The organism is Humibacter sp. RRB41 (assembly GCF_022761015.1).
Lineage (GTDB): Bacteria > Actinomycetota > Actinomycetes > Actinomycetales > Microbacteriaceae > Humibacter.
In genome coordinates this window covers 197,594-214,844 of the sequence record NZ_JAKWJQ010000001.1, presented here as the reverse complement: position 1 = coordinate 214,844, position 17,251 = coordinate 197,594, and the positions used below count along the sequence as shown (strand labels likewise).

General features: G+C 66.6%; 21 protein-coding genes and 1 pseudogene. 10 read left to right on the top strand and 12 right to left on the bottom strand.

Going from position 1 to position 17,251, the window contains the following annotated elements; genetic code table 11:
- Positions 1 to 246 precede the first annotated feature (246 nt).
- Complete coding sequence (locus MJ603_RS01095) at positions 247 to 1,788, top strand: HNH endonuclease signature motif containing protein (RefSeq protein WP_243061818.1); 1,542 nt, start codon at positions 247 to 249, stop codon at positions 1,786 to 1,788.
- Positions 1,789 to 1,898: 110 nt separating this feature from the next.
- On the opposite strand, the gene MJ603_RS01090 is transcribed toward MJ603_RS01095, so the two are convergent.
- Positions 1,899 to 2,651 carry a pyridoxamine 5'-phosphate oxidase family protein gene (locus MJ603_RS01090; RefSeq protein WP_243061817.1) on the bottom strand — a complete coding sequence of 251 codons (753 nt, stop codon included), beginning with the start codon at positions 2,649 to 2,651 and terminating at the stop codon, positions 1,899 to 1,901.
- Between MJ603_RS01090 and MJ603_RS18685 the strand changes: the two are divergent.
- Positions 2,556 to 2,846: pseudogene (locus MJ603_RS18685) on the top strand (GntR family transcriptional regulator); the annotation flags it as partial. The gene MJ603_RS01090 and the pseudogene MJ603_RS18685 sit on opposite strands and share 96 nt — an antisense overlap.
- An 8-nt stretch (positions 2,847 to 2,854) precedes the next feature.
- On the opposite strand, the gene MJ603_RS01085 reads toward MJ603_RS18685, so the two are convergent.
- On the bottom strand, positions 2,855 to 3,124 hold the full coding sequence (locus MJ603_RS01085) for a hypothetical protein (RefSeq protein WP_243061816.1): 270 nt from the start codon (positions 3,122 to 3,124) through the stop codon (positions 2,855 to 2,857).
- Between MJ603_RS01085 and MJ603_RS01080 the strand changes: the two genes are divergently transcribed.
- Entirely contained in the window at positions 3,123 to 4,385 is a 1,263-nt protein-coding gene (locus MJ603_RS01080; RefSeq protein ID WP_243061815.1) for a PLP-dependent aminotransferase family protein, read from the top strand. The genes MJ603_RS01085 and MJ603_RS01080 overlap by 2 nt on opposite strands.
- A gap of 201 nt (positions 4,386 to 4,586) precedes the next feature.
- Here the strand turns inward: MJ603_RS01080 and MJ603_RS01075 are convergent, their stop codons facing one another.
- Positions 4,587 to 5,534 carry a phosphotransferase family protein gene (locus tag MJ603_RS01075; RefSeq protein WP_243061814.1) on the bottom strand — a complete coding sequence of 316 codons (948 nt, stop codon included), beginning with the start codon at positions 5,532 to 5,534 and terminating at the stop codon, positions 4,587 to 4,589.
- 123 nt (positions 5,535 to 5,657) lie between these two features.
- Here MJ603_RS01075 and MJ603_RS01070 point away from each other — a divergent pair, with 123 nt between their 5' ends.
- The 3 genes from MJ603_RS01070 to vanX are packed head-to-tail and all read left to right on the top strand — an operon-like array spanning position 5,658 to position 8,375.
- Positions 5,658 to 6,737, top strand: a complete 1,080-nt coding sequence (locus tag MJ603_RS01070; RefSeq protein WP_243061813.1) for a D-isomer specific 2-hydroxyacid dehydrogenase family protein — start codon at positions 5,658 to 5,660, stop codon at positions 6,735 to 6,737.
- Positions 6,730 to 7,770 (top strand): D-alanine--(R)-lactate ligase, encoded by a 1,041-nt coding sequence (gene vanA, locus MJ603_RS01065; protein ID WP_243061812.1) that lies wholly within the window; start codon positions 6,730 to 6,732, stop codon positions 7,768 to 7,770. Before MJ603_RS01070 ends, vanA begins: the two co-directional genes overlap by 8 nt.
- Positions 7,767 to 8,375: a D-Ala-D-Ala dipeptidase VanX gene (gene vanX / locus MJ603_RS01060; RefSeq protein ID WP_243061811.1), complete on the top strand. Its 609-nt coding sequence runs from the start codon at positions 7,767 to 7,769 to the stop codon at positions 8,373 to 8,375. The genes vanA and vanX overlap by 4 nt, the downstream gene beginning before the upstream one ends.
- Before the next feature lie 67 nt (positions 8,376 to 8,442).
- On the opposite strand, the gene MJ603_RS01055 is transcribed toward vanX, so the two are convergent.
- From MJ603_RS01055 to MJ603_RS01045, 3 genes are all read right to left on the bottom strand, one after another.
- Positions 8,443 to 9,522: a HAMP domain-containing sensor histidine kinase gene (locus MJ603_RS01055; RefSeq protein ID WP_243061810.1), complete on the bottom strand. Its 1,080-nt coding sequence runs from the start codon at positions 9,520 to 9,522 to the stop codon at positions 8,443 to 8,445.
- Positions 9,515 to 10,210: a response regulator transcription factor gene (locus tag MJ603_RS01050; protein WP_243061809.1), complete on the bottom strand. Its 696-nt coding sequence runs from the start codon at positions 10,208 to 10,210 to the stop codon at positions 9,515 to 9,517. The genes MJ603_RS01055 and MJ603_RS01050 overlap by 8 nt, the downstream gene beginning before the upstream one ends.
- Positions 10,211 to 10,276: 66 nt before the next feature.
- Positions 10,277 to 10,702 (bottom strand): pyridoxamine 5'-phosphate oxidase family protein, encoded by a 426-nt coding sequence (locus tag MJ603_RS01045; protein WP_243061808.1) that lies wholly within the window; start codon positions 10,700 to 10,702, stop codon positions 10,277 to 10,279.
- A gap of 208 nt (positions 10,703 to 10,910) precedes the next feature.
- On the opposite strand from MJ603_RS01045, the gene MJ603_RS01040 reads away from it, so the two are divergent.
- Positions 10,911 to 11,327 (top strand): hypothetical protein, encoded by a 417-nt coding sequence (locus MJ603_RS01040; RefSeq protein WP_243061807.1) that lies wholly within the window; start codon positions 10,911 to 10,913, stop codon positions 11,325 to 11,327.
- Complete coding sequence (locus MJ603_RS01035) at positions 11,327 to 11,527, top strand: helix-turn-helix transcriptional regulator (protein ID WP_243061806.1); 201 nt, start codon at positions 11,327 to 11,329, stop codon at positions 11,525 to 11,527. Before MJ603_RS01040 ends, MJ603_RS01035 begins: the two co-directional genes overlap by 1 nt.
- A gap of 86 nt (positions 11,528 to 11,613) precedes the next feature.
- On the opposite strand, the gene MJ603_RS01030 is transcribed toward MJ603_RS01035, so the two are convergent.
- From MJ603_RS01030 to MJ603_RS01020, 3 genes are all read right to left on the bottom strand, one after another.
- Complete coding sequence (locus MJ603_RS01030; RefSeq protein WP_243061805.1) at positions 11,614 to 12,876, bottom strand: MFS transporter; 1,263 nt, start codon at positions 12,874 to 12,876, stop codon at positions 11,614 to 11,616.
- 136 nt (positions 12,877 to 13,012) lie between these two features.
- Positions 13,013 to 13,513, bottom strand: coding sequence for a GNAT family N-acetyltransferase (locus MJ603_RS01025; protein WP_243061804.1), 501 nt, complete (start codon positions 13,511 to 13,513; stop codon positions 13,013 to 13,015).
- A 59-nt stretch (positions 13,514 to 13,572) separates the two neighbouring features.
- Positions 13,573 to 14,139 carry an isochorismatase family protein gene (locus MJ603_RS01020; protein WP_243061803.1) on the bottom strand — a complete coding sequence of 189 codons (567 nt, stop codon included), beginning with the start codon at positions 14,137 to 14,139 and terminating at the stop codon, positions 13,573 to 13,575.
- Positions 14,140 to 14,236: 97 nt separating this feature from the next.
- Between MJ603_RS01020 and MJ603_RS01015 the strand changes: the two genes are divergently transcribed.
- Positions 14,237 to 14,695, top strand: coding sequence for a MarR family winged helix-turn-helix transcriptional regulator (locus MJ603_RS01015; RefSeq protein WP_243061802.1), 459 nt, complete (start codon positions 14,237 to 14,239; stop codon positions 14,693 to 14,695).
- Between the two features lie 46 nt (positions 14,696 to 14,741).
- Here the strand turns inward: MJ603_RS01015 and MJ603_RS01010 are convergent, their stop codons facing one another.
- From MJ603_RS01010 to MJ603_RS01000, 3 genes are read right to left on the bottom strand one after another with little or no spacing between them, the layout of a single operon-like run.
- Complete coding sequence (locus tag MJ603_RS01010; RefSeq protein ID WP_243061801.1) at positions 14,742 to 15,203, bottom strand: ATP-binding protein; 462 nt, start codon at positions 15,201 to 15,203, stop codon at positions 14,742 to 14,744.
- 15 nt (positions 15,204 to 15,218) lie between these two features.
- On the bottom strand, positions 15,219 to 15,791 hold the full coding sequence (locus tag MJ603_RS01005; RefSeq protein ID WP_243061800.1) for a dihydrofolate reductase family protein: 573 nt from the start codon (positions 15,789 to 15,791) through the stop codon (positions 15,219 to 15,221).
- Between the two features lie 9 nt (positions 15,792 to 15,800).
- Positions 15,801 to 16,721, bottom strand: coding sequence for an alpha/beta hydrolase fold domain-containing protein (locus MJ603_RS01000; RefSeq protein WP_243061799.1), 921 nt, complete (start codon positions 16,719 to 16,721; stop codon positions 15,801 to 15,803).
- 48 nt (positions 16,722 to 16,769) lie between these two features.
- Here MJ603_RS01000 and MJ603_RS00995 point away from each other — a divergent pair, with 48 nt between their 5' ends.
- Positions 16,770 to 17,201, top strand: a complete 432-nt coding sequence (locus tag MJ603_RS00995; protein ID WP_243061798.1) for a MarR family winged helix-turn-helix transcriptional regulator — start codon at positions 16,770 to 16,772, stop codon at positions 17,199 to 17,201.
- Positions 17,202 to 17,251 lie beyond the last annotated feature (50 nt).

The window sequence follows — 17,251 nt, the reverse complement described above, 5'->3', positions numbered from 1 at the left end:
GAGGGACCCGCTGACCCACCGGGTTCGCGGCTGGCTGGCGGCTCGTCAGACGATCCGGCCACCCAGCGCGTGGGCGAGCCGGAAATCTGCCAGGGACGGGCCACTCTCGCGTCGATTTGGAGAGAACGTATCTTCTATTTATGCCGAGCTGGTTCGAACAGTCACAAACTTTCCGTCCCCGTTAACAAGGGAATAACTTGTCCACAGTTCGCAGCTATCTACTAATCTCACGGCTACGATAGAAGCATGTCATCCAACCTGAGTCGCCTCACCGCCGTGGTCGGCCACGTGTGTGCTCTGGTCAACGAGATGGATGACGGCGAGCTCACCGTCATCCACTCGACACCCGGTGTTGTGCGCCCTCAGCGAGCAGCGGCGGCAGAGTCTTTGGTCGAGTCGATTCGGATGCTCTCCGACGACCACCTGCAAATGTTGCTTTCCGAGGCCGGTTCGGGTCGCGCCGAGCTCGATCGGGTGATCTCCATCGCTGCCGGCGAGATCGCCAAGCGTTCACGTCGCGAGCTCGGCCATTCCGGGCTGGCCCAGCGCGCCGGCCATCCGTCCGCGACCCGACTCGTGCAGGTTCTGACCGGCGAGTCCCCCACTGAAGCCCGTCGCCAAGTGCGCATCGGAGAACTGCTCGGCGAAGCTGACGCAGTGCCTCCGGCATCCGAATCGTCGACGCCCCTTCGCGATGCTCCGGTGTTGCCTTGGCAACACCCCGTGACCACAGCCATCAACTCCGGCGAAATCTCGCCAGAACTCGGTCACCTGATCGTGCGAACGCTGGACGACGTATCGGAGTCGTGCCCGGTCGAGGATCGTCGGGCCGCCGCGAGCGAATTGGTCGAGTACGCCACGCGAGAGCCCGGTTCGGGGAACGCAACTGACACGGTCGCAGGAATGCCTCGCGATGATCTGCAGCGACGCGCTCGACTGGTGCGCGACCGCATCGACGCCCACGGCGTTGCCGACAGGTTCGAACGCCGGTACCAGAAGCGCTCGCTCAAGACCTGGCGGGACGCCGACGGCTCGTTGAATCTGCTCGCAGTCGCCGACGACGAGTCCGGTGTCTTCCTCACCCAACTGTTCGACCTTGCGCTGAGCCCCCGGCGCGGAGGCCCGCGATTCATGTCGAGCGAAGACAGAGCGTGGGAGAACGCTCTATCCGAAGATCCCCGCAGCAACACCCAGCTGATGTTCGACACGTTCATTCAGGTCGTACGTGACGGCGCTGGTTGCGACGAGAGTTCGGTCTTCCGCGGCAAGCGCCCCGGTGTACGCGTGATCACGGTCGTCGACACAGTGGGCGTCGACGGCGTCCACGACGACGAGCACGACGGAGTGCTCGAGGGCTCAGCAGACGCTGTCCCCGCGGCTTTCATTCAAGCAACGGCATGCGACTGCGGAATCGTGCCGATCACCGTAGATCGCAGTGGCCGCGCTTTGAACCTGGGCCGCACACAACGCACGTTCTCGGCAGCGCAACGGGTTGTGCTCGCCGCACGCGACGGCGGATGCCTCTGGCCCGGCTGCGAGATTCCGGCTTGGCAGACCGAAGCCCATCACAATAACGAGTGGGAAGCCGATCACGGACGAACTGACATCGCCGACGGCGTGCTGCTCTGCAAGTTCCATCACCTGAACCTCCACAACAATCGCTGGCGAATCAGGCGCAGGGGCACGGAATATGAGCTCGTCCCGCCGCCAGTACCGGGCGCCGTTCGCCGACCGATTCCGCTTCGACCGAAGTCGACCACGTGGGAACGCGTGAGAAGCAGCGCATGAACGGGCGAGGTTCGCGATGGACCACTCACTCGTGCAAGCCCGCGTCCACGGTCTTTGCCACGATGCAGGCCAGTGCCCGCCTCCTAGCCGTCCGAGACGTTCCCCCTCGCCTAGACCGATCCCATCGCCGCGAGCCGGGCGTCACGATCACGAGCCCGCGCATCGAGCGCTTCCGCGGCCGCGAGGATCGACGGCGAGACATCCGCTGCCTCAGTCAAGGCGGATGCTTGCGGCACCCCCGCATGCACCGCGAGCGGCAGCACCCCGGCCCACACCCCGTGGTCCTCGCCGTCGTCGGCGGCCTCTCCGACACCCGCGAACCGCACCTTGACGCTCACCGTGTCGAGCGGAAGCTGGAGCACCTGCGTCGCGGCGATCTCCTTGTCGGTCATCTCGCGAACCTCGGCGCGACGCCCGGGCATGAGGTGATCCGCGATCTGCCAGAGCGCCTCGGCCCGTTGCTCGGCCGGAACGACGGTCGCCCGCCCGAACACCATCGCGCTGCGATAGTTCGCCGAACTGTCATTGGTGGAACGCGCGTATACGAGGCCGTCGAGATGCGTGATCGTGACGGCCACGGGCATCCCTCGGCTGCCGGCTTGGATGAAGGCTCCGCCACCGGTCGACCCGTGCAACAGCAGGCGCGGACCTTCACCAAGGTCCCCGACCGCGTAGAGATAGGGGAGCACAACGGGCAGTCCGTCGCGCACCATACCGACGTGGGCGAAGTAGCCCTCCTGAAGAATCTCGTCCAGCTGCTCGGGGTCATGCGACTGGCGTTCACGCTTGCGGCGCACGGTCATGGAAGGGGTTCGGGATGCCTCGTCACGGGCGGCATCCGAGGTCTCGGGAATCACACTCATGCCATCACGATATGGTGCAGCTGGACCACTCACTTGGTCCAGATAGGGGCTATGCGAGTGGACCAGTCCGGAAAAGTCGCTGATGTTGCAAGTCGCGTCCGCGAGATGGTGCATTCCGGCACGCTGCATGCCGGGGACGCACTGCCCTCGACGCGCTCGCTCGCCGTACAACTCGGTGTCGCGCGGGGAACCGTGGTCGCCGCCTACGAACAACTCGACGGCGAGGGGTACATCCGCACCCGCCAGGGCGCCGTTGCGCGAGTGGTGTCGGACGTCTCCATCGGTGTCGCGGCGCACGCCGGATCGAACGCAACCCAGGGCGGAGCACCTCGAGCGCCGAGGACCATTCCACCACCCACTGACACGAGCACAAGTGCAAGGTCGAGCACAAGCACAAGCACAAGCACAAGCACAAGCACGAGCCCGAGCACGAGCACGACCACGACCACGAGCCCGACCACAAGCCCGCCCATGAGCCCGCCCATCGACCTGCGCCCCGGTATCCCAGCGGTCACGGCCTTCCCAGCCCGCGACTGGCGCGCGGCCTGGCGCGCCGCTGCCGAACTCCCGCTGACCAACGCGCTGAGCGACCCGTTCGGTACGGCCCTGCTACGCGAGCAGGTCGCCGCGCTCGGCCTCACGCGAGGGTTCGTCCCTGACCCGTCGCGGGTGATCGTGACCGCCGGCACGTCCGAGGCGCTGTCGCTGGTGACAGATGCCCTTCGCACACTTCACCAACGCACCCCGCGCTTCGCGGTCGAGGACCCCGGCTACCGCTCCGGCCGCCGCGCGATTCTCGGCTCCGGCGGCGAGCTGGTCGGCATCCCCGTCACCGACGAGGGTCTCGATCTGGATCGCCTCGAAGCCGTCTCCCGCGAGCGCGGCCTCCCCGACGCGGTGATGGTGACGCCGACGCACCAGTATCCGCTCGGCTCCGTGATGCCGGTCTCCCACCGCCGACGACTGCTGGAGTGGGCGGGTGCGAACCAGGTCGTCGTCATCGAGGACGACTACGACTCCGAGTTCCGTCACCGCGGTGTTCCGATGCCGGCACTGGCATCCCTCGACATGGAGGGCGTGGTGCTGCACCTCGGCGGCTTCTCGAAGATCCTCGACCCGCGACTCCGGTGCGCCTACATGGTGCTGCCCGCCGCCGCGATGCCGGGCTCCAGCGGACCGCCCGACACCAGTGGACCGCCCGACACCAGCGGCCAGAAGGACGAACGCGGCGAGCGCAGGGGCGGCGAGCACATCGGCGCGCGGTTCGCGGATGCCCTCACGCGGGCCCGCGCCGCCCGCGGCCCCGTAGTGTCCGAGGTCGCGCAGCAGGCGCTCGCTCACCTGATGCGCACGGGCGCACTCCGCCGCCACCTCGGCCGGGTGCGCCGCGACTACGTGCACCGGCGCGATCGGATCGCGACGCGGCTCGCCGACGCTGCGATCCCGGGACTCCAAGTACGCGCCCTTGCCGGCGGACTGCACGCCGTGCTGATGTGGCCGCTGCCAGGCGACGTCTCCGTGCCGCGGCCCGACGACACGGCCGCGCCGATACCCACTCCGCTGCCGGATGCCGCGAGCATGCGCACGCGACTGGCGCGCGATGGCATCCTCGTCGAGGAGCTCGCGAACTACGCGGTCTCTCCCGCCACAGCGCTCAACGGTCTCGTGCTCGGGTACGGTGCCGCATCGCTGACCCGGCTCGATCGGGCACTCGACATCATCCTGCGAAGCTGAAGCCCCGACCCGGCCTACGCTGCAATGCTCTATGGAGTTCTCCGCGGTGGCGCAGTGCAAGTGCTCGCCAGGAGGGGAGTACACCGTCCCGCCACGCGGCACGGACGACCCGGCCGTCGTGCGTTCCGACCGGCGCCACGCCCTCCGTGATGTGCAGGTGCCAGAACCGTGGCGTCGCACACCGGCGAGGCATCCCTCGCACTACCCGTGAAGCACGCGCCACAACACACGCGCCGAGCGGCCGACGATCTCCTGAAGGCGATCCGGCCGAACGTCGATGGCCCATCTGACGACATCCAGCGCATTCAGAACGGCAAGCTCGTTGAGCATCGCTTCGGCCTCGGCTTCGGCCTCGGCTTCGGCCTCGGCTTCGGCTTCGGCCTCGGCCTCAGCCACGCCCGCCCCCGCGAGCACCTCGCGCCATGCCCTGTCGCTGACCGGCGATTCCTGGTCGTCGAGCAGCTTCCAACGATGAATCTGCTCGAGGTCGCTCCAAGGAGTCGGCCCGACGTGAGCCGATCCCCAATCGATCAGGGTGTAGTCACGATCCGCGACAAGATTTCGCGTCGACATGTCACCGTGCACGAGGCCTTGCACAAGAGTCCGCCGCTGGAGCGAGGCGAGCATGGCTTGCAATCGGTCCTGTCGATCACGTTCGTAGACACCGAGGTCGATGAGCGGATCGCCGTCGGCGAGCGCCGCCCGGTTGTAATCGAGGTGGGCCCGCCACGCTGCGTCGAGATCGCGACCGAACCGGGGGAACAGCGCATCGGGTGCGTTCGAGACGTCCACTCGTGCGAGCGCGGTCGCGAATCGACCAAGCGCGCGCCAGGCCTCCGGGTCGTCCGGTGATGCGGTGACGCCGTCGACGTATTCGACAGCAAGGTACGAGACCTCTGCCAGCCACCCGCGCGAAACGACCCTGGAGCTGCGGATGCCCACCTGCGCCACCGCCTTCAGGCACCACTCCTCGACGTCGAACGGATCGCCCGTACGTTCCGGGGCCTTCGCGAATCGCACGACCACGTCGCGACCTTCGCCGATCACACGAATGACATGGTTCTGGTTGCCGCCCGGCAGCTCGGCTATGCGAGTGGCGACGATATCCAGGGTGTTCGCTATCGCTTCCGCGCGCTCCCGGGGTTCCACCTCTCGACGGTATCGCGCTGCCACTCCCGCTCCTGCGACTGAGCAGAGCCGCTGAAGGTGTATCGCCGCCATATCGAAAACCGCATACCTCGTCGCAACACCCCGCTGTCTTGACTGGATCGCATGGCCGGCAGCAAGCAACCACGAACAACCTCATGGCACGTCCGCACGTCGCCACCACGGTCCGCCGTACCTGAATGGAGCCACAGCGACGCCCGGGGCACGACGCAAGCGCTCGCGCGACGCGTCGGGATATCCCTGTACGGATGCGAGCCGGACGAGGCCGCCCTGTTTCGTGAGGTCGCGCCCCGCTTCGGCGTCGAGCTCAGTATCACCGAGGCGGCGGCATCCGAGTCCACCGCCGAGTTCGCGACCGGGAACCGATGCATCAGCGTCGGCCACAAGACCCGCATCACGAATCCCGCGCTTCGCGCGCTCAGTGACGTGGGCGTCTCATACATCTCGACCCGAAGCACCGGGTACAATCACATCGACGTCGACTTCGCGCGCAGCCTCGGCGTCGCGGTCGAGGGCGTCGCATACTCGCCCGACAGCGTCGCCGACTACACGCTGATGCTCATGCTGATGGCCGTGCGGAACGCGCGATCGACCGTCACCAGCGCCGAGGCCCACGACTTCAGACTGCAGCCGGTTCGCGGCAGGGAGCTCCGCGACCTGACCGTCGGAGTCATCGGAACGGGACGCATCGGCTCGGCGGTCATCGACAGACTGCAGGGTTTCGGATGCCGCGTGCTGGCCTTCGACCGACCTTCCAAGGTCTCAGCGGACTACGGCGAGCTCGACGAGCTGTTGCGGCAGAGCGACATCCTGACCCTGCACACGCCGCTCAACGACGAGACGAAACATCTGCTGAACCGCACGCGGCTCGGGCTCCTGAAGCCCGGAGCGTTCGTCATCAACACGGGGCGGGGGCCCCTCATCGACACCGAGGCGCTGGTGTCGGAGTTGGAGAGCGGCAGGTTGGGAGGCGCCGCGCTGGATGTCGTCGAGGACGAGGAAGGCATCTTCTACACCGACCACAGCCACGACCCGATCGACAGCGAACTGTTCCTGCGCCTTCAGCGACTCCCGAACGTGATGATCACCCCGCACACCGCGTACTACACGGATCACGCCCTGAGCGACATCGTGCAGAACACCCTCCTCAACTGCCTCGAATTCGAAGGAACTCCGAATGCCTAAAGCGAAGGTCGCGATCGTCTTCGGCGGCGCATCCGAAGAGCACCCCGTCTCCGTAAAGTCAGCGCACGAGGTTGCACGCAATCTGAATCTCGCGAAGTACGAACCGTTCTATGTCGGGATCACGACGCACGGTGAGTGGAAGCTCTGCGAGAGTCCAGGTCCCGACTGGGAGAGCAGCGGATGCCGTCCGGTGACGCTGTCGCCCGACCGAGCCGTGCACGGTCTGCTGGTCGACGAGGGCGACCGCACCGCGATCATCCGTCTCGACGTGGTGCTCCCCGTCCTGCATGGCAGGTTCGGCGAAGACGGCGCAATCCAAGGACTGCTGGAACTCGCCGGGATCCCCTACGTCGGCTGCGACATCCAAAGCTCCGCCCTGTCCATGGACAAGTCGCTCACCTATCTCGTCGCGAGAAGCGCTGGCATCGCCACCCCGAACTTCTGGACCATCACCGCCGACGGCCACGTCGACGCGGTCCGCATGTCCTATCCCGTCTTCGTCAAGCCGGCGCGCTCCGGGTCCTCGTTCGGCGTGAGTCGCGTCGACGCCAAACAAGACCTGCCTCGCGCGGTGGATGCCGCCAGCCGGTTCGACTCCAAGATCCTGATCGAGGAGGCGGTCGTCGGCAGCGAGGTCGGGTGCGCCGTGCTCGAAGGCGACACCGAACTGATCGTCGGCGAGGTGGACCAGATCCGCTTGTCGCACGGCTTCTTCCGCATCCATCAGGAGGACGAGCCGGAAGTCCGCTCCGAGAACTCGATGATCGTCGTTCCCGCCGAGATCTCCACGGAGGCTCGTCTCCTCGTGCAGCAGACGGCACGGACCGTCTATCGGGCGCTCGGATGCCGCGGGCTGGCGCGCGTCGACATGTTTCTGAAGGCAGACGGAGACGTCGTGCTGAACGAGGTCAACACCTTTCCCGGCATGACGTCGTACAGCCGCTACCCGCGCATGATGGCCGCTGCCGGCATCCCGCTGGCAGAGATCCTCGACCGGCTGATCTCCTTCGCCACCCGGGAGCGGGGCCGATGAACAACGAATTCGTGTATCTGGACGAGCAGCTCCCTGGCATCCGCTGGGATGCGAAGTACGCCACCTGGGACAACTTCACCGGCCGGCCCGTCGACGGGTACCTGGCCAACCGGATCGTCGGCACCAGGGCGCTGGGTGAAGCCCTCGAGCGTGCACGCGACGAAGCCGCGTCGCACGGCTTCGGGCTTCTGATCTGGGATGCCTATCGCCCGCAACGCGCCGTCGACGACTTCGTGCTGTGGTCGAGGCAGCCGGAGGACGGCCGCACCAAGCCGCGGCACTATCCGAACATCGAACGGGCCCAGATGTTCGACCTCGGATACGTGGCAGCGAAGTCCGGGCACAGCCGAGGCGGCACCGTCGACCTGACGCTCTATCGCAAGGCGACCGGCGAGTTGGCGGCGATGGGCGGCGACCACGACCTGATGGATTCGGTGTCGCATCACGGCGCCGACGGCATCCCGCAGGTCGAGGCTCAGAACCGGCTGCGGCTTCGCTCGATCATGGAGGAGAGCGGATTCCGTTCGTATCCGGCGGAGTGGTGGCATTACACGCTGCGGAACGAGCCGCATCCCGATACCTACTTCGACTTTCCGATCACCTAGGAAGCGGTGGCACCGAGGAAGCGGTGGGCACCGAGGAAGCGGTGGGCACCGAGCGAGCGGCCGGCGCTCAGGGAGCGGCCGGCAGTTCCACGGTGACGCGCAGACCGCCGGTCTCCACCGGCGAGAGGGTCAGTGTTCCGTCGTGCGCTTCGGCGATGCTCTTGGCGATCGCCAGTCCGAGGCCGACGCCCGCATGGTCGCTGCGGATGCGTCCGCTGCCGCGCTGGAACGGTTCCGTGAGTGTCGCCACCAATTGCGGCGAGAGCATTTCCCCGGTGTTCTCGACCGTGAGCACTGCCGACCCGGCGTCGGTGGCCGTCTGGACCTGAACAGTGCCGTGCTCCGGAACGTTGTGGACGATGGCGTTGTGCACGAGGTTCGTGGTCAGCTGCAGCACGAGCGAGTAGGAGCCGAGGGCGAACGCCGCTTCTCCTGACGTGTCGATGGCGATGCCGTTCTTCTCCGCGAGGGGAAACAGGGCTTCCGACGCGTCTTCCGCGACGAGCGACAGGTCGACCTTGCCGCGGGCGAAGGAGCGCTGCTCGGCGCGGCTGAGCAGGAGCAAGGCCTCTGTGAGTTCGATCGCCCTGACGTTGACGTTCCGAAGTCGCTCGAGGAGCTCGGCGGTGTCGCGGTTCGGATCGCTTCTCGCGACATCGAGCAGGGTCTGCGTGACCGCCAGGGGCGTGCGCAGCTCGTGGGACGCGTTCGCCGCAAACCGGCGCTGCTCGGCGTCGTGCGCCTCGATTCGAGCGAGCATGGCGTCGAAGCTGTCGGCGAGCTCGCGGAACTCGTCCGCCCGGCCCTCCAGTTCGATGCGATGCGAAAGGGATCCGTTGGCAGCCTTGCGCGTGGCATCCGTGATTCTGGTCAGCGGCGCGAGCATACGGCCTGCGAGCACCCACCCGCCCAGCAGACCGAAGAGCAGCAAAAAGACCAGAGCCCCCGCGGCCGGAGGAGCGAATGCCCGCCAGAGGTCGTAGCGGCCCGGCATGAAGAATCCGGGAATGCTGATCGCGTTCACTGGTACGTAGCGCAGGATGAACACCCACACCACTGCGAGCAGCAGGGCACCCGCGACGATGAGGAGCACCGCGTAGCTGAGGGTGAGTTTCAGACGAACGCTCACGCCGGGCTTCCTAGTCATGCTCGGCTCCCTCGCCAGCGGATGCCGGTCGCACGTCGATGCGGTACCCGACACCCGGCACCGTGGCGATCAGCCATGGTTCGCCGAGCCGCTTGCGCAGTGCCGAGACTGTGATGCGCACCGCATTCGTGAACGGATCGGCGTTCTCATCCCAGGCCCGTTCAAGCAGCTCCTCCGCGCTGACGACGCCACCACCGGCGGATGCGAGCACCTCGAGCACCGCGAACTGCTTTCTGGTGAGCGCGACGTACCTGCCGTCCCGGTAGACCTCGCGGCGGAACGGGTCCACGCGCAAGCCGGCGATCTCGAGCACGGGCGGCCGTTTGTGCACGCGCCTGCGGTCGAGCGCTCTGAGTCTCAGTACGAGCTCCCGCAGCTCGAACGGCTTGGTCAGGTAGTCGTCGGCGCCGAGCTCGAATCCGGATGCCTTGTCGTCGATGCGATCCGCCGCCGTCAGCATCAGAATCGGCATGCCGCTGTCTGAGGCCACGATGCTCTCGGCGACCTCGTCGCCGGAGGGCCCAGGGATGTCGCGATCGAGAACCGCGATGTCATAGGCGTTGATGCTCAGCAGCTCCAGAGCCGTGTCGCCGTCGCCCGCGATGTCGGCTGCGATCGCCTCCAGACGCAGCCCGTCGCGGATCGCCTCCGCCATATAAGGCTCGTCCTCGACCACCAAGACACGCACCCTCCCCATGCTAGGAGCCGGCACATATCGTCGGCCTATCGAAAACCGCAGTCGGCGCCGTCGCCGTCACCAGGGCGCTTCGGTCACCACCGGCCGTTCCTGGCTCGTGTCGTACACGCGGACCCACCTCGGTCGCACCACGACGAGCGACATGGTGTCGGATGCCGCGCGCGAGCCGGGCGACTGGCGCTCGTACTCCGCTGCGAACCGAGCGCGCGATTCGCCCTGCGTGACGGTCGCGTCGCCTTCGAGCTGCACTGTGACGGCGCCGTCGACTCCGACGACCAGAGCAATGCGCGGGTGCGCCAGCAGATTGGCCATCTTGCGGGTGCTGCTGAAACTGTTGAAGAGGATGGATCCGTCGTCGAGCGCCGCCAGGCCGACGAGTGCAGCTTCGGGATGCCCCTCCGGCGACACGGTCGCCACCACGCCGCGCCCGCACTCCCGGATGAACTGCGCGATCTCGCGTGGTGACTGAGGGTCGAGTGCCATGACGCCAACCTAACCACCTGAGCCAGCTGAGCACCCGAGCCAGCTGAGCACCCGAGCCGCCGGAGCTACCGGAGCCAACCAAACGACCCGCGCCAACCAAACGACCGTGCCAACCAAACGACCCGTGCCGCCGGGCCTGGCATTGACGCGAGATTCGAAGATGACAAGTCTCCTTGACTAGACCGCCATCCGCTCGTACCATCGAGACATGACAAGCGACCTTGACTCCGGCGGAGAATCCCCGACCGAACGGCGGCGCCGGCGCAGCTTCCGTGTGCGGCTCTGGGTGGGAACCGCCTGCTATCTGCTCGCGAGCTTCGCGCTCTTCGAATGGGGTCATGCGACCAGCCCGTGGCGTGTTGTCTGGGCGGTGCTGCCCCTGCTGTTCATGGTCTGGGTGATCGTCGTCATCGTGCTGCGTGTGCGCCGGCTGGACGAGTACCAGGTCAAATTGCTCTTCCCCGGGCTGGCGGTCGGCTTCACCGTGGCGATGTTCGCCGCCGTGACCTTGGGCACCCTCAGCGGAGCCGGCTTCGACGTACCGAACGCGGGCTGGCCTGTCGCCTTGATCGGGATCGTGGCCTGGGAGTTCACCAACCTCGTGACCGGGGCATCCAGAGCCTGATGCAGAATCTGATCCGTTCTGAACGCGAAGCGCGCGGGTGGACCCAGGCTGTGCTCGCCGAGCATCTGCAGGTGTCGCGCCAGACCGTCGTCGCCCTCGAGACGGGAAAGTACGATCCCTCACTCCCGCTCGCGTTCCGCATCGCCCACCTCTTCGACAAGCCCATCGAAGTCCTCTTCACACCTGCGCTCACGTCCTGAGCGCGGTGGAAGAGCTGGTCCGTCAGTGCGAGGAACGCCGGAACGGCTGAGGTCTGCTGCAAGCATCCGCGGCGCGACCTGACCCGTCATATGGAGAGCTCGGGCCCGACCTCGTTCCCGTTGTTGTGCTTGCGCGACATCACGGCGATCCCGATCGCACCGAGCAGGCAGTAGAGAGCGGGCATCAGGAAGACGAGTGGCAGGCCGACCACCCCGACGCCGAGACCGCCGGTCAGTCCGCCGAGAGCGCTGGCGATCGCGGTGGAGCTCATGAAGATCGCCGACGCGGTGGCGACCGCCTGCGAGAGGAGCCGTTGCGCGAGGATGATGCCGAGCGCGGCGAAAATCCCCCAGACGCCGCCCATGAGGACCTGGCCCGCGAACATCCCCACGACGTTGTCGGTGAGCGCGAAGCACAGGTAGGCGCCGACTCCGAACACGGCGCCGACCACCATCAGCCGCATCATGCCGGTGCGGCGGGCCACGATCACGCTGAGTGGCATGAGAAGCAGTTCGATGAGCGGCTGGATGCCGATCACGGCTCCGCTGACCACCGCAGGAAGGTGCATGTCGTCTCGCATGTAGATGGGCAGGTAGCCGTACTTGATGGGTTCGCCGGCATAGACCAGGATGTACAGCCCGGTGAACACGAGCAATGGCCACATCGCCTTCAATCCGGGACGCTGGTGGACCACGACAGGAGTCGTCGGAGTCGTCGGAGTCGTCGCCGTGCCCTCCGCTGCCGGTGGCGCGTCGCGCAGGAATCCGATCGGAATGATCTGCGCGAGATTGCAGGCCGCGATGACGAACAACATCGCGTGGTAGCCGAATGCGGATGCCAAGAAGGAACCGACGACCGGGCCGATCACCCACCCAGCCGTGACAGACATCCGCACGATCGCAACGATGCCTTCGCCATCCGGATGCCCCTTGGCATAGTCGTGAATGGCGGCGAACAGCTGCGACCCGGCAGCGCCGGCGAAACCGAGCACAACGGCACTGATCGCGAACGGCATCCAGATCTGAGTCGAGAACGCGATGCCGATCCAGCCGAGGAACCCCGCCAGGGCGCAGAGCCGGAACAGATTCAGTCGCTTGCCGGTGTGGTCCGATCGCGATCCGACGAGATAGCCGGCGATCGGTGCAGTGAGGTTGGTCAGGTAATAGAGGCCCGCCACCGTCAGGGATGCGTGCAGATCGTTGACCAGGAACGACGCGATCTGCGGCGCGGCAGCAGAGACGCCCAAGCTGGAGATGAAGACCGCGATCGTCGCCCCACGGAACATCGGTGACGACATCGTCGTGACGAACGACGATTGCTTCTTCTGGGTGGTTGGGGCAGCGGGCACCGGGCTCCTCGGCGCTGAGAACAGAATGGAAGACAGCTGGCCCACGGTGAGTCGAATCGATTCGAGCAGGAGCTGACTGGTCAATCATGGCACCGCGCGGAGCAAGCTCCAAGAAAATCTTTACAGCGTACGTTTTTCACGCACGCGACGAGTGTCCCCGGAGCATCTTGCGCATCAGAATCTCGCGCCCCGATCCGTCGCGGAGCAGATCGCCGAGTTCAGGTACCGGCTCGAACCCGTGACGCGAGTACAGGCCGATGGCGCGATCGTTCGCCGGCACGACGGCCAGCCACAGCTCATCAGCCCGACCGGATGCCCACCGCTCGATCGAATCGATGAGCCCGTCCCCGACGCCCGCACCACGTGCCGAGGGATCCACCCACATCGAGATCAGTTCGATCGTCCCGGCGCGTTCACCGGGCATCCCGCTTGCCATGCCGACCGGTGATTCGTCGAGGTAGGCGATGAGGTTCAGCGCCTGCGCGGTCTGCAGTCGCTGCCGCCAGCGCGATTCCGGCGCATCCCTCCAGTCGTCGTACGTCGAGCCGAAGGCGAAGGATGCCTCCCGCAGCGCACGCAGGCGAAGCGCTCGCCACGCCATCCAGTCGTCCGCGGAGACTGCCCTGATATCGATCATCCCCGCCAACATGCCACACTCCGTCGGGCCGCGTACGCGACAGCCGGGCGATGCGCCGGCTACCGCGCCGCGAGCAGCGCGAGTACCTCGGCCGTCGTGCCGAGCTCGCCCAGCTTCGGGAACTGGTGTGCGATCGACGCCTCGTGCGCCTCGGCGTTGTCGGACATCGCATCGGTGACGAAGGCCACGTGGTAGCCGAGCTCGTACGCCGAACGGGCGGTCGACTCGACACCCGAGGTGGTCGAGACGCCGGTCAGCACGATCTGCGTGGCGCCGACCGCCTTCAGCTGCGCGTCGAGATCGGTCGAGAGGAAGGCACCGAGGGTTCGCTTCGTGACGGTGATATCGCTCGGCTGCTGGTTGAGCTCCGGCACGAGCACCGTCGCCTCCGCCGGAAGCGTCTGCGCCCCCGACCGTCCGGAGGCCTTTCCGCGCTCGGTGCGGCCGGGCGCAGTGCCGGCGACATTCACCAGAACAACGGGAAGACCCTTGGCGCGGAACGCCTCGGCGAGCTTCGCGGAATTGCCGATGATGGTCTCCAGCGGGTGTGCAGTCGGATGGCCCAGGATGCCTGACTGCAGGTCGATCACGACGAGTGCCGGGGTCTGTTCGAGTTCGATGCTCACGCTGTTCTCCTTCGTGGGGCGCGTGCCGGTGATGCCGGAACGTTCTTGGACACAATAGTCGGTAGTGCCGATGATTTGCACAAGGTATGATTCCGTCATGGTGAGTCAGAGCCGACCGGCGCGCGATCCCGGCGACATGCTCGGATACCTCGTCAAGCACGTGCAACGTCGCCTCAGCGCGCAGGCCGACGCCGCGCTCGAACCACTCGGCATCGATCGCGCGGAATTCGGCGTCCTCTGGGTTCTCGCTCGAAGCGAGCCCCTGTCGCAGCAGGGGATCGCAGCGAATGCCGGCGTCGACGCAACGACCATGGTCGCCTTGATCGATGCGCTCGAGGCAAAGGGCATGCTCACCCGCCGGCCCGATCCAGGCGATCGCCGACGCAACCTCATCGAGCTCACCGCGGCGGGGCAAGCGACATGCCGTGAAGCTGAAGTCGCTCACACCGCCGCGGAAGAACAATTCCTCGCCCCTCTGAGCAGCACACAAGCCACGCAGTTCCGCCGCATGCTGCGAGCTCTTCTCGAGTCGGATGCCGCTCCGGGCCCGGGCTGACGGCTGCGCGTCACCCAGGCGCGGGCATCCTGCAACGCGAAATCGCTCAGCTGATGACCGTGAGCGGCCCTTCGTCCTCCGTGGGCGGCTCGAAGTGATCGAAGTACGCTGCGGCGAGTTCTTCGTCGAGCCGGTAGTCGTCCCCGCCTGCCGCGGCACGAGCGTGCACCCGGCCGAGCGCGACGTCGCGGGGCGTCGCCAGATAGACGGTCTCGGGCTCGACGCCCAGCGGGCGCAGCAGCTCGCGGTATTCGGTTCGTGCGCGCTTCGACCAGAACGAGAAGTCGAGCACCACATCGGCGCCGGCCGCCACCAGATCGAAGAGCCTCGAACGAAGGTGACCCTCGATCTCGCGGTGCAGTTCCGGCGGCAGAGGCATCTCGTGAATTCCGCGCTCCCACGCTTCCTGATCGAAGGAGAGGCGCGTCATGCCCTGCGCTTCCAGATGTCGGGCCACCGTGGACTTGCCCGCGCCCGCCGGACCGCACATCAGCACCACTCTGCTCATCGCGTCGACATCCTCTCAGCGACCGCTGCCATCGGGCGGGCTCTGATGAACGACGCGATAGTCGACGAGCAGATACCCGGCCGGTGAGCGCTCGCTCCGGATCGGCTCGAGCCGGATCGACGGAAGACCGTCGAGAAGCCGACGTCCACTGCCCGCAATCCTCGGGGCGATCACGAGCCTGAGTTCGTCGACGACATCGGCGGCGAGCAACGCCTGGGAGACCGAGATGCTCGCGTGCACGCCGACGTCGCCTCCACTCTGCTTCTTGAGATCGCGAACGAAGTCGACCAGCGTCCCGTTGATCGCGGTCGCGCTTGCCCATTCCCGGTCGAGCGGTGTGGATGTCACGACGTGCTTCGTGACCCCGTTGATGAATGTCGCAAAGGGCTCGGTCGTGCTGCTCGGCCAGTACTGCGCCCACTCGTCGTAGCTGCGGCGGCCGAGGATGACGGCATCCTGCGACGAGATCACGCTGGCGAGGTTGGCATCCATCGCGTCGTCCCAATCGAGGACGAACTCATCCGGATCTTCGGCGACCCCGTCGAGGGACATCAACTCGTACACGACGATCTTTCCCATGCCACTCATGCTGCGCCTTCATCGACGATCCCGCACGATCGGATTCACGGGGAGACCAAGCCGACGCTGCGCGAACGCCCCGACCACGTCGAGCGCTTCCGAGGCACGAGCGAGCCCACTACGGCCTGGGAAGACGTGCGGCATGCCGGCGCCGACCACGAGATCCACGTCCACATCGGCAGCCGCGGCACGCGCCACGAGAGCGAGAGCGTCGTCGAGCAACAGCTCGTGCGTGCCCGCCACGACGAGCAGCGGCGGCAGCCCGCGCAGGTCTGCGTGGAGCGGGCTCACTCGCGGGTCATCGAGCGGCACACCATCGGCATACGCACCGAACACCTCGGAGAGAAGGGCCGGCGTGAGGGCATCGTCGACATCGACCTTCGTACGGTGACTCGCTCCCGTCATCGCCAAGTCGGTCGGCGGCGAGTACAGCACCACGCCGCGTGGAAGCGGCAGCCCTGCGTCACGTGCCGCGAGTGCCAGGCCGAGTGCGAGTCCAGCGCCCGCGGACTCGCCACCGATGATCAGCTCATCGGCCGGCACTTCCTCGAGCACAGCGCGGTAGGCCGCGAGCGCGTCGTTGGGGGCCGCGGGGAACGGATGCTCGGGGGCGAGCCGGTACTCCACGCTCCGTACTCGCATCTTCGTCGCACGTGCCGTCGCCGCGGCCTTTCCGATCGTGACGTCGGGCGTCCCCGCGACGAATCCGCCGCCGTGGAACCAAAGCAGAGTCCCGCGAGGCTCGACACCCTCGATCGTGATGTCGAGCACCGGGACGCCCGCCAACCGGCTGGTCGATCGACGTACCCCGTCCGGTACGGGTCGCGACCCCATCACTTCGTCGAGTGCTGCGCGGATCCCGAGGAGACGGGCGTGCGATTCGCTTTGGACGTACGGCTCGGTGTTCGTGTCGTCTGCGGTGGTGCGTTCTGTAGTCATGTACCGTGATTACATGTTTCCCGCGATTATTATTCCCAGGAATGTAAATTGAGTACGGCGGATCTTCCGCTGCTGCTCTCGCGGCTCATCGCCGTGCAGGTCGAGCTCTTCGACGCGGCCGACACCCGGCTGCGCGCGGAGGCCGGGATGCCGCTCGTCACCCTGCTTCCACTTCGAATCGTCCGCGCGACACCGGGATGCCGCGTGCAGGAGCTCGCCGCAGGGCTCGGCCTGAGCGTCGGGGGAGCGAGCAAGTCGGCCGACCGCCTCGAGCGGCGCGGATGGCTGACGCGAGTCGCACATCCGTCCGATCGTCGCTCTCTGCTGCTCGAACTCACGGATGAGGGGCTCGCCGCCGCGGCTACCGGCGACGAGATCGTCGAAGGTGTCATGCGCGAGCTGGTGGTCCCCGTGATCGGCGAGGTCGAGGCCGAGCGCCTGTCATCGAATCTCGAGCGGTTGCGTCGCACCACCGTCTAGCGATTCTCTTGCGGTCGAACTGTCGCGCAACGCTACTCTGACCGTAGACG

What these genes read in the sequence shown, in the direction of transcription:
- MJ603_RS01095 (WP_243061818.1), top strand. Translation starts at nt 247, where the DNA reads ATGTCATCCAACCTGAGTCGCCTCACCGCCGTGGTCGGCCACGTGTGT.
- MJ603_RS01090 (WP_243061817.1), bottom strand. Translation starts at nt 2,651, where the DNA reads ATGAGTGTGATTCCCGAGACCTCGGATGCCGCCCGTGACGAGGCATCC.
- MJ603_RS01080 (WP_243061815.1), top strand. Translation starts at nt 3,123, where the DNA reads ATGAGCCCGCCCATCGACCTGCGCCCCGGTATCCCAGCGGTCACGGCC.
- MJ603_RS01085 (WP_243061816.1), bottom strand. Translation starts at nt 3,124, where the DNA reads ATGGGCGGGCTTGTGGTCGGGCTCGTGGTCGTGGTCGTGCTCGTGCTC.
- MJ603_RS01070 (WP_243061813.1), top strand. Translation starts at nt 5,658, where the DNA reads ATGGCCGGCAGCAAGCAACCACGAACAACCTCATGGCACGTCCGCACG.
- vanA (WP_243061812.1), top strand. Translation starts at nt 6,730, where the DNA reads ATGCCTAAAGCGAAGGTCGCGATCGTCTTCGGCGGCGCATCCGAAGAG.
- vanX (WP_243061811.1), top strand. Translation starts at nt 7,767, where the DNA reads ATGAACAACGAATTCGTGTATCTGGACGAGCAGCTCCCTGGCATCCGC.
- MJ603_RS01055 (WP_243061810.1), bottom strand. Translation starts at nt 9,522, where the DNA reads ATGACTAGGAAGCCCGGCGTGAGCGTTCGTCTGAAACTCACCCTCAGC.
- MJ603_RS01045 (WP_243061808.1), bottom strand. Translation starts at nt 10,702, where the DNA reads ATGGCACTCGACCCTCAGTCACCACGCGAGATCGCGCAGTTCATCCGG.
- MJ603_RS01040 (WP_243061807.1), top strand. Translation starts at nt 10,911, where the DNA reads ATGACAAGCGACCTTGACTCCGGCGGAGAATCCCCGACCGAACGGCGG.
- MJ603_RS01035 (WP_243061806.1), top strand. Translation starts at nt 11,327, where the DNA reads ATGCAGAATCTGATCCGTTCTGAACGCGAAGCGCGCGGGTGGACCCAG.
- MJ603_RS01025 (WP_243061804.1), bottom strand. Translation starts at nt 13,513, where the DNA reads ATGATCGATATCAGGGCAGTCTCCGCGGACGACTGGATGGCGTGGCGA.
- MJ603_RS01015 (WP_243061802.1), top strand. Translation starts at nt 14,237, where the DNA reads ATGGTGAGTCAGAGCCGACCGGCGCGCGATCCCGGCGACATGCTCGGA.
- MJ603_RS01010 (WP_243061801.1), bottom strand. Translation starts at nt 15,203, where the DNA reads ATGAGCAGAGTGGTGCTGATGTGCGGTCCGGCGGGCGCGGGCAAGTCC.
- MJ603_RS01005 (WP_243061800.1), bottom strand. Translation starts at nt 15,791, where the DNA reads ATGAGTGGCATGGGAAAGATCGTCGTGTACGAGTTGATGTCCCTCGAC.
- MJ603_RS01000 (WP_243061799.1), bottom strand. Translation starts at nt 16,721, where the DNA reads ATGACTACAGAACGCACCACCGCAGACGACACGAACACCGAGCCGTAC.